The organism is Methyloglobulus sp., assembly GCF_046714055.1.
Classification (GTDB): domain Bacteria; phylum Pseudomonadota; class Gammaproteobacteria; order Methylococcales; family Methylomonadaceae; genus Methyloglobulus.
The window spans coordinates 1-9047 of the sequence record NZ_JBKKBJ010000186.1; the positions used below are offsets into that span (position 1 = coordinate 1).

The 9047-nt window shown below is 43.7% G+C and carries 14 protein-coding genes and 2 pseudogenes; 15 read left to right on the top strand and 1 reads right to left on the bottom strand.

Annotation, left to right across the window (positions count from 1 at the left end; genetic code table 11):
* The first annotated feature begins 351 nt into the window (after positions 1-351).
* From nagZ to ACLQ6D_RS11080, 14 genes and pseudogenes are all read left to right on the top strand, one after another.
* A complete protein-coding gene (nagZ, locus tag ACLQ6D_RS11015; RefSeq protein ID WP_411727330.1) occupies positions 352-1383 on the top strand; it encodes a beta-N-acetylhexosaminidase in 1032 nt (343 codons plus the stop codon).
* A gap of 189 nt (positions 1384-1572) precedes the next feature.
* Positions 1573-2322: an ATP-binding cassette domain-containing protein gene (locus tag ACLQ6D_RS11020; protein ID WP_411727331.1), complete on the top strand. Its 750-nt coding sequence runs from the start codon at positions 1573-1575 to the stop codon at positions 2320-2322.
* Between the two features lie 152 nt (positions 2323-2474).
* Positions 2475-3086 carry an ABC transporter ATP-binding protein gene (locus ACLQ6D_RS11025; protein ID WP_411727332.1) on the top strand — a complete coding sequence of 204 codons (612 nt, stop codon included), beginning with the start codon at positions 2475-2477 and terminating at the stop codon, positions 3084-3086.
* Between the two features lie 216 nt (positions 3087-3302).
* The gene (locus ACLQ6D_RS11030; protein WP_411727333.1) at positions 3303-3434 is read left to right on the top strand and encodes a hypothetical protein; all 132 of its coding nucleotides are present in this window, start codon (positions 3303-3305) and stop codon (positions 3432-3434) included.
* A gap of 90 nt (positions 3435-3524) precedes the next feature.
* The gene (locus ACLQ6D_RS11035) at positions 3525-3695 is read left to right on the top strand and encodes a hypothetical protein (protein WP_411727334.1); all 171 of its coding nucleotides are present in this window, start codon (positions 3525-3527) and stop codon (positions 3693-3695) included.
* A 150-nt stretch (positions 3696-3845) separates the two neighbouring features.
* Positions 3846-4007: pseudogene (locus tag ACLQ6D_RS11040) on the top strand (DUF4258 domain-containing protein); the annotation flags it as partial.
* A 33-nt stretch (positions 4008-4040) separates the two neighbouring features.
* The gene (locus tag ACLQ6D_RS11045; protein ID WP_411727335.1) at positions 4041-4325 is read left to right on the top strand and encodes a YgiT-type zinc finger protein; all 285 of its coding nucleotides are present in this window, start codon (positions 4041-4043) and stop codon (positions 4323-4325) included.
* 101 nt (positions 4326-4426) lie between these two features.
* On the top strand, positions 4427-5062 hold the full coding sequence (locus ACLQ6D_RS11050; protein ID WP_411727336.1) for a Uma2 family endonuclease: 636 nt from the start codon (positions 4427-4429) through the stop codon (positions 5060-5062).
* Between the two features lie 32 nt (positions 5063-5094).
* Entirely contained in the window at positions 5095-5394 is a 300-nt protein-coding gene (locus ACLQ6D_RS11055) for a hypothetical protein (RefSeq protein WP_411727337.1), read from the top strand.
* Between the two features lie 88 nt (positions 5395-5482).
* A complete protein-coding gene (locus tag ACLQ6D_RS11060; protein ID WP_411727338.1) occupies positions 5483-5764 on the top strand; it encodes a type II toxin-antitoxin system VapC family toxin in 282 nt (93 codons plus the stop codon).
* 147 nt (positions 5765-5911) lie between these two features.
* Positions 5912-6100 carry a hypothetical protein gene (locus tag ACLQ6D_RS11065; protein ID WP_411727339.1) on the top strand — a complete coding sequence of 63 codons (189 nt, stop codon included), beginning with the start codon at positions 5912-5914 and terminating at the stop codon, positions 6098-6100.
* A gap of 205 nt (positions 6101-6305) precedes the next feature.
* The gene (locus tag ACLQ6D_RS11070) at positions 6306-6530 is read left to right on the top strand and encodes a hypothetical protein (RefSeq protein ID WP_411727340.1); all 225 of its coding nucleotides are present in this window, start codon (positions 6306-6308) and stop codon (positions 6528-6530) included.
* A 457-nt stretch (positions 6531-6987) separates the two neighbouring features.
* On the top strand, positions 6988-7212 hold the full coding sequence (locus ACLQ6D_RS11075; RefSeq protein WP_411727341.1) for a DUF433 domain-containing protein: 225 nt from the start codon (positions 6988-6990) through the stop codon (positions 7210-7212).
* Positions 7212-7544, top strand: a complete 333-nt coding sequence (locus ACLQ6D_RS11080; protein WP_411727342.1) for a DUF5615 family PIN-like protein — start codon at positions 7212-7214, stop codon at positions 7542-7544. Before ACLQ6D_RS11075 ends, ACLQ6D_RS11080 begins: the two co-directional genes overlap by 1 nt.
* A 182-nt stretch (positions 7545-7726) precedes the next feature.
* Here the strand turns inward: ACLQ6D_RS11080 and ACLQ6D_RS11085 are convergent.
* A pseudogene (locus ACLQ6D_RS11085) lies at positions 7727-8062 on the bottom strand (IS110 family transposase); the annotation flags it as partial.
* A gap of 261 nt (positions 8063-8323) precedes the next feature.
* Here ACLQ6D_RS11085 and ACLQ6D_RS11090 point away from each other — a divergent pair.
* Entirely contained in the window at positions 8324-8650 is a 327-nt protein-coding gene (locus tag ACLQ6D_RS11090) for a hypothetical protein (RefSeq protein WP_411727343.1), read from the top strand.
* Positions 8651-9047 lie beyond the last annotated feature (397 nt).

Here is a 9047-nt window from a genome sequence, read left to right on the forward strand (position 1 = left end):
CAATCCATACCGGAATGACGATTTTGTAAAATAGTGTTCATGTAATCTGACAAAGTGAAACTAACCATGAAATATTTAGCGGTCATCGGAATGCTAAAAGCTTTTTCAACCTTTATCTTATAGCAAATGGCTATCTTTTAGCTGCAATCATACAGCAGATACATTAGTATAAGGCCGTATTCGCCACGAAGGACACGAAGATTGTTGATACGGTCAGTTTTGCTGGGTCGAATGCAGGTTAGCAACCCTTTCACAAAAGCAGCTTCAACATTAACAGGCCCTTCGTGATCTTAGTGTCCTTCGTGGTGACACAAAAACTGACTAAGAAACAAATGCCCAAGCTAACACACCATGACTACTGACTATCCCATCGGCCCGATTATGTTGGATGTGGCTGGATTAGCGCTGACTGAACATGAAAAAGAAGTGATTAATCATCCTAATACCGGCGCTGTTATTCTTTTTTCCCGTAATTACCAAGATCCAATACAAATCACCCTGCTTGTCGACAGTATCCGTAAAGCTCGGAGCGGGAATATTTTGATAGCCGTAGACCAGGAAGGGGGCAGGGTGCAGCGTTTTCGAAATGGTTTTACGCGGCTGCCTCCTGCCTGCTGTTATGCTGATGCGCCGGAACTGGCGGAAATGGCTGGCTGGCTAATGGCGGCAGAACTCCTGTCGGTAGGGGTTGATTTCAGTTTTGCGCCTGTACTGGATATTGATTGCGGTATCAGTGATGTCATCGGCAACCGGTCTTTTTCTACAGAGTGCGGAACGGCGACGGCGTTGGCGGGCGCATTCAGGAAAGGCATGAATGCTGCGGGTATGGCGGCGACTGGGAAACATTTTCCGGGTCACGGAGCCGTGGCATTGGATTCGCACCTGACTTTGCCATACGATGAACGGGATTTAGGCAGTATTCGCGCAAAAGACTTGCAGCCCTTCAAAACGCTGATAGCTGAAGGGCTGGAAGGCATTATGCCTGCCCATGTGGTTTACAGAAATATTGACCCTAATCCAGCCGGATTTTCGCCATTCTGGATACAGCAAATCTTACGCAAGGAATTAGGGTTTAATGGCGCTGTATTTAGCGATGACTTAAGCATGGAGGGGGCTGCGTCAGTGGGAGGTTTTCCAGAACGCGCACGGCTCGCCCAGGAAACGGGCTGCGACATGTTATTAGTGTGCAATAATCCGTCCGCTGCCGAACAGGTGCTTGATGCCTTGCCCCTATCCAGAGATCCACTCCGGGAACAGCGTCTAGTCAGGATGCTCGGGAAGCCACAGTTTAACCGTGAGCAACTGCTGCGTAGCGGGAAGTGGCAGCAATCGTCAACCCGTATAAGGGAGTTCGTTTCCAGTGCGGCACCTATTTTTAATTGATGGTTCTAATCCTTTTTCCGTTGCATGTCACAGCGTATTTTCAAGTAATCGCTGGATGACTACTGTATTTGAATCCAATAGTCTATAAGAGATGTAAAAGGCTTGTTAAAACGCAAATTATAAATAACTTTTGGCAAAAAGCAATTCTTAAACTACCAGGCATACACCTCATTTTTTGTTATCATTAAAATGCTGCTTCAGTTACAAAATGTCACCTTCGGATTTTCGCCGGAAAAGCAACTCTTCAAAAACCTGTCCTTTGACGTGGAAAAGGGCAAAATCTACGCAATGATGGGTGCGAACGGTTCAGGCAAAACGACCTTGTTCAATCTCATTAGCGGCTTTCATAGACTGCACTCAGGAAACATAGTTTTCAAACAGCAAAACATCACCCATACTGAACCTTATCTAATAAATAGAACAGGTATAGGCAGGACCTTTCAAGACTTACGCTCAATCTCTAAACTAAGGGTCAAAGAAAATGTGTTGTTGGCAATGCGAGATAATCCTACCGACAACTGGTTATACGCATTGATGCCCGCTTCCGTTTTCAAAAAGGATTTACAGCATTTAGAAAATAAAGCCGACAAAATCCTTGCCGATTATTTTTTACAGGATGTAAAAGATTCATTAGGGCATGAAATTAGCTTCGGACAGCAAAAATTATTGAACCTGGCCTGTTGCGTAGCAAACGAAACGGAATTGCTCTTGTTGGATGAACCTGTGGCAGGTATCAGTACGCACAATCTGGAACAAATCACACTTTTGATAAAACGTCTGCAACAACAAGGCAAAACTATTTTGATGATAGAACACAACACCGATTTTATCGACGTGGCCGGGGAGTGTTTTTTGTTTCTGGACGGCGGCATACTGACCCAATTCGACACCTTTGCCCAACTGCAAGACAGCCGACAAGCCGCCGACGGCTATTTTTGACACTTATACACACCGCACTTCATTGTCGGTAGCTTCATTCCCTCTCCTGCTGGAGAGGGCTAGGGAGAGGAGATTTAATAAACCGGCAATGATGAACAAACAGTGTATTTCACCAATTTGCACAACTATTTAGTTAAATCAACACCATACCCATGCCTGTTTCCGATAATGACATAATATTAAGCGTGAATCACCTCAAACGGCAGGTATTGTACGATGTGTCGTTTGAGGTGAAACGCGGCGAGATTGTATTGCTCATCGGCGGCAACGGTTCCGGCAAATCGACGTTGCTAAAAGCCATTTACGGATTAGTTCCCAAGTGGGATAATCCGAACGAAGAAAACTCTTGTAAATTCGTGCAGTTCGTGTCTAAGGACATAACCCACGCCAAACCCTACGAACTCATCCAGAAAGGACTGGTGTATGTGCCTCAGAAAAACAACACCTTTGATCAATTGAGCGTAACTGAAAATTTGGAAATAGCCGCCACCCATTTACACAACCAAACCGAGTTGAAAAAGCGCATGAATGCCGTGTTTGAAAAACTGCCGCAACTGGCGACACTGAAAAGCCGGACTCCCTTTCATCTGAGCGGCGGTGAAAAGCAACAGTTGGCTTTAGGCATGGCGCTGATGCAGCAACCGCTTATGATAATGCTGGATGAACCCGGTGCAGGGCTTGCACCGAATACTTGGCAGCAAAACCTGGAAACGATTAAAACACTCAATCAACAAGGGATTACATTTTTAATTGTAGAACATTAGGGTAAAGGAAACGCTTAATAATGCGCACAATGTTTTGCAGATGAAATTGGGTAAATTAGACACGACACCTTATGCTGCACCTATCGAAAACAGTGTATTGTGAATAGTGAGGTGTAATTCCTGAAGGCTCTCAGAGGAAAAAATATGCAAACCGCTAAACAAGCCGCAAAACAGATTATTAATCATGTACCTGACCAGGCAACCTGAGATGACACCATGTATGAGCTTTATGTCAAACAGAAAATTGAAAAAGGACTGAAAGCTGTTGATGAAGGCCGTATTCTATCGAATGAAGACGCCAAAAGACGGCTCTTGGGCAATGAGGGTGTGTGGACAGAACCGGCTTAGAGGATTTGGAAGCAATTCAGGCTTATATCGCCAAAGACCTCAACTTTTGTTAGGATTCCTGCCTCATCCCGTACTATAAGGAATAACAACATGACCGACAATATTGAGAACTTAGTACTTGAGCATCTACGAGCTATCAGAGTGGATATGGGATCCATAAAAGATGACGTGCGTGAAATTAAATCACGCGTCAACACCCTGGAAGCTGGACAGGCCACGATTATTCAGCAAATTGGACATCTTACTGGAATGGCAGCTTAGCAGCACGTTCGATACGACAGGTTGTTGGAGCGAATAGAGAGACTAGAGCGCCGACTAGACATCGCATAAATCGGGTAGGGGCCACAAAACCTGCCCGCCCTACTTGTCACTAATCATGCTGATGAAGAGACGTAAGCGGATAATTTAACTTTCGATGAAATATACTTTTCGGTTTTACACGGCGAAATTATTGAAACCTATTTTGCAGATAAGCCTTATCCTAGCCGCCTGATTTATGGACAAAGTTTTAGCGGGGAACCTATCCATAGCGTATGGGCTTATAACGAAAATAATCAATGGGTCGCATTGATTACGGTGTACCGTCCGAATCCTGAGCGTTGGATTGTGGAAAGAGAGAAAAATAGGATGCCTTTTACAAAATGCCCTGTTTGCGGTGGCGAATTAGAAACAAAAGAAGTGGAAAAAATTGTACGCGGTGGAAAACATACCGCTATTCTAAATGTATCAGCGGAAGTTTGTTTGCACTGTGGCGAAAAATTATATGCGGAAGAAACCGTGCGCTATTTTGAAACCATTAGACATAAATTACAGCGGCAAGTAACTAACGATTTTCAGATACTAGGAAATTCTTTTACTGTCACCAACAATTCAGCCGAGGGAGTGTTATAAACGTGCCATATAGCCAAGTTGGTTTACAACTATTGCCAAACCTACGCACTATAAATGTCCAAAATTTGCTAGAATCATAACTCAAACGTAAAGAGGCTAAGATGATTACAACAACCGCCGCTAAAAAAAGAAGTTCGACGCTTTTGATTTATCCTCCAGAACCGCTCGAAATCGATTTCGGCAACCTGCTGAAACCAATGGATGACGATGATTTTTTTTATTTTTGTCAACGGCACCGGGATTTGCGGATTGAAATGGACCAGTTTGGAGAAATTACCATCATGTCACCTACAGGAAGCGAAACCGGCGGAATAAATTTTGAGCTAAGCGCAGACTTTGCAATTTGGGCAAGAGCAGACGGTACAGGCAAAGGTTTTGACTCTTCCACCGGTTTTATTTTACCCAACGGCGCCAAGCGTTCGCCGGATTTATCGTGGATAAAACTCGAAAAATGGCTTGCTGTTCCCGCCGACTTACGTAAAAAATTTGCGCCGATTTGCCCTGATTTTGTCGTTGAAATCCGCTCCGAGTCCGATTCGCTCAAAAATTTGCAAGCCAAAATGGAGGAATATATCGAAAACGGCGCGGCGCTGGGTTGGCTGATTGACGTACAAGACAAAAAAGTTTATATCTACCAACAAAACAGCAAAGTTCAGGAGTTGGAAAACCCAAGCGAAATTTCCGGCGAACCGTTGCTCTTAGGTTTTGTTTTACAGATGAAAAATTTCTTTGGCTAAAAAGTTTATATTTTTTCTTAGGAGACATAACAATGTTGAAAAGTTATGAGGCGATTTACGATCATGGCCGCATTAAGTGGCTTGGTGAGGTTCCCAGATTTAAACGAATGCGAGTGGTATTAGTGGCTGATGATGCTAATGAATTGGAAGAGCTTCCGGAAACAACCCCTGTGGCAGAAACACGGGGAAATGGTGCGCGGTTAGTCAGTATTTTACGTGCAACACCGCCAGAGTTGCTGGCGAGTATTGCCGAAAAATATGGTGATCCGTTGGAATGGCAGCGTGAGCAACGTATAGACCGAGCGTTGCCCGGACGTGAAGATAATAGATGATCCTTGACAGTAATATTGTAATTTACGCCTTTGAACCAAAATGTCGTGAATCAAGTTTGGAAAGCTTTTTACTACAAGGCGACTATCCGTGTCGAATATAAACCGCTTGGAAGTCATGGGTTACTGGCGAAATAGCGATGCTGAATATGATCGATTCGCCCTGTTTTTCGATGCGCTTCATGTTATTGCCATTTCATCTGAAATTATTGATCGCGCTATTCGACTAAGTCGCCAACGAAGCATGGGACTGGCGGATACCATTATTGCTGCCACGGCGTTGATTCATCGGTTACCGCTGGTTACCCATAACACCGGTGATTTTCAATGGATTGACGGATTGGAGTTGATCGATCCTTTAGCAGCATCCTGATTTCCATTGATTTTATATGGTACATTGCCATTTATTAGCCAAGATGAGTCTCCAGTTTTGCTGCTGTAAGAACGTAGAGCAAACAAACTTGCCCACCCTGACGTTATTATTTTGGATTACCCACAGCGATTGCTTTACAATCCGGTTATGTCGAAAACGATAAAAATTATCGGCGAGATACTCGCAATTGAAACCATTGCAGAAGGTCATGGCATTCGGGAAATTGCACAATTGAAGCAACGTTATGGTCACAGGAATTGGCGTAAGAAAAAAAGGTTGGCAACGGTGGAATTACACGATGGCGCAATGGCAAAAGCCGAAATTCATTGGTATTAAGGCGATTTCCTGCGAAGAATATACCCGACTTGCTGGTCTTTTTGTCCATTTTCTGCGTTGTAAAAAGGGTTACATAGCTCGCTATGCGCCCCTTTTTACGCCTTGAAAATGAACAAAAATCCTGCGCCATTCGGGTATATCCATTCTTGGATATCGCCTAAGCGCATGGTATTGGCAAGGTTAAAATGAAAATAAAGAGGTGGTTATGAAATTCGTAGTGTGTATGGAAAACACCCCCTTCGGTGACTTTTCGGCGGATGATTTAACTATTGGGCGGCTTTACGAAGTGATAGGTGATGTTGATGCACATGGCATGATACGCATTATTGACGACACAGGCGAAGATTATCTTTATCCGGCAAAATTATTTGAACAGGTGGAAATTCACGATAGCACAGCCGAACGGTTACACTCCATTTTTAATCGGTAAAAACGACAATAGCGGAAGAATATTGCACCATAACTGAAGCTTACAATACGGCACAATAATAGCTATCGAGCCTTTCGTTACGAGTAGCGTAGGGTGCGTTTTACACACTATTCATGCTATAAGACGTGGCGGGATTATTCAATTTGCCTCGAACGTTATTACAACCGCTGTATCTTTGAAACTTTTGGGACAAGATACATATCCCGTCCCGCTCAAGAGGACCCTGAATTTTTATATGAAAAAAATTCGTAGGGCGGTTTCGCGCCACAACTGCATGGATGCAGGAGGTAGGGCAACGCAGGAGCAGTTGCCGAGCAAACCGCCAAGCTATTTGGAAAGTTCAGATAAGCATTCAGTATCATCGACTTTGATTATGGCGGATTGCCTAACGGCGAATCCGCCTTACAGCTTTATAGCTTTCAATTAAAATATCGACATTACTTTGTGAGTAATTAGCATGAACAACTATAAAAACATCATCACCCTGGAATCCGGTAAGCGCAGTGGCAAACCTTGCATTCGAGGTCTGCGAATAACGGTTTACGATATTCTCGATTATTTGGCATCGGGTATGACGCAAGAAGAGATTTTGGATGATTTTGACTACTTAACAAAAGAAGACATTCAAGCCTGTTTAGCCTATGCCGCAGACAGGGAAAAGCAGTTATTAGTAGTGGATTAATGAAACTGTTGTTTGATGAAAACTTATCGCCCAAGCTGGTCAATCTTTTGGCGGATATTTTTCCTGACTCCGTCCATGTTGATAGAGTTGGTTTAGGCGGTAAAACCGATGATGAAGTGTGGTGTTATGCCAAAGCGAATGGCTTTATTTTGGTAAGCAAAGACTCGGATTTTTATGATAAAAATTTATTGCACGGTCATCCGCCAAAAGTTATCTGGATAAAACGGGGTAACTGCACGAATCGGCAGATACACCTGTTGCTTAGAAATAAACATGAAATTATTTGCCGACTCAATTACGACGAGGAACTTGGCTTTATGATTATTCTTTAAGTTAGTGTGTAGGGCGCAATAGCGACAGTGTATTGCGTCACAACGAAGCCCAAACATACGGCGCAATACGGCTCGCCTATTGCGCCCTATAGATTGCGCCTTACCGAGTTATGTGAAACAACATCATTATCATACAGGTAACAATGGTGACGGGGTACATACCCCGTCACGCTCAGGGCTACGGTTTTAACGGCAACAAAGCGCATGCTGGGGCGTGATAGCGCCTCACAAACTGCTTCGGCATCGTTAGCGTCATTTTTGTTGGCTTTGACATAGGGCTTAACGAATTGCGGCGCAATCATCTTGACTGTATGTCCAAGCTTTTGTAGTTCGCGTGCCCAGTAATGGGCGCTGTTGCATGCCTCCATGCCAATCAGACAAGGTGACAGGTCGCGAAAATAGCTCAACCTGTGCTCACGTTTGAGCTTTTTACGCAGCACGGGTTGTTCGTGACTATCCACACCGTGCAGTTGAAAAACATGTTTTGCCAAGTCTATACCTATACGTTTAATATTCATCTCGGACTCCTCCGCTGTTGTCTAATATGCTAAGCATATCAGGCTGGCACTCTGATGCCGATAGGTGGGAGGAGTCCATCCCATTGCCTTACAGCTTTAGGTACCCTGAAACCGGACAGTTTATGTGCTACAAAACCGGACATTTAATTTACTCCCAACATACACGGTTGACAAACCCTTCCGAGAATCTTAATATCTAAAATTTGAATGCACTTCAAAGTGCATTGAATTTATTATCCTTTTATTTCTTATCTTTATATTATGACTAAGCATACAAAGCACGATATCGACGTATCCATTTATGCACCCCAAGATGCTTCTGACGAAAAGAGAATATTATCTGGTGTGAGTGCATTCGTGTTTAAGACCAGCACCGAATCATTAGCAAAGAACCTTTCCACATTTATGGATAGTTTAACTGAAGTGTTACCTTCGCTGCCAGCCTCGATTGGCGATTATCAAGTGGATGAACTACAGCTAAAGTTAGAGATCACCGGACAAGCAGGTATTAGGCTAGTGGGATCTGCTCATGGTGGCGGGACTGGAGGCCTTACTGTTATATTGCGGCGAGCTCGCGAGACCAAGTAGTGGCTTTGGTACCGAGCCATGAAGAAGAGACAGACTCTCTGGAGGTTGCGAAACCAACGTCAATTTCTCCGCGGGCGGCTTGAACATCTCAGGCTTCAGCTTGAACATCTCGGACCTCATGATCCTAAAATTAAAGCTCTCATAAAGCAAGTTACTCGCAAGGCGGATCAAAATGCCAAAGTCCAATACAAGATGGTGGATTCAATAGCCAAGGAGCTGTATAATGAAATGGTTTAATAATACCGGACACTTCTAAAGACAGATTTATAATGTCGACAGAGGTGAATAATGAGCGAACAACATAAACATAAACGACCCAAATACACGATAGAATTTAAACAAGATGCAGCCAAATTAGTCAATGAAAAAGGCTATACGCATAAGCAAGCAGCGGATA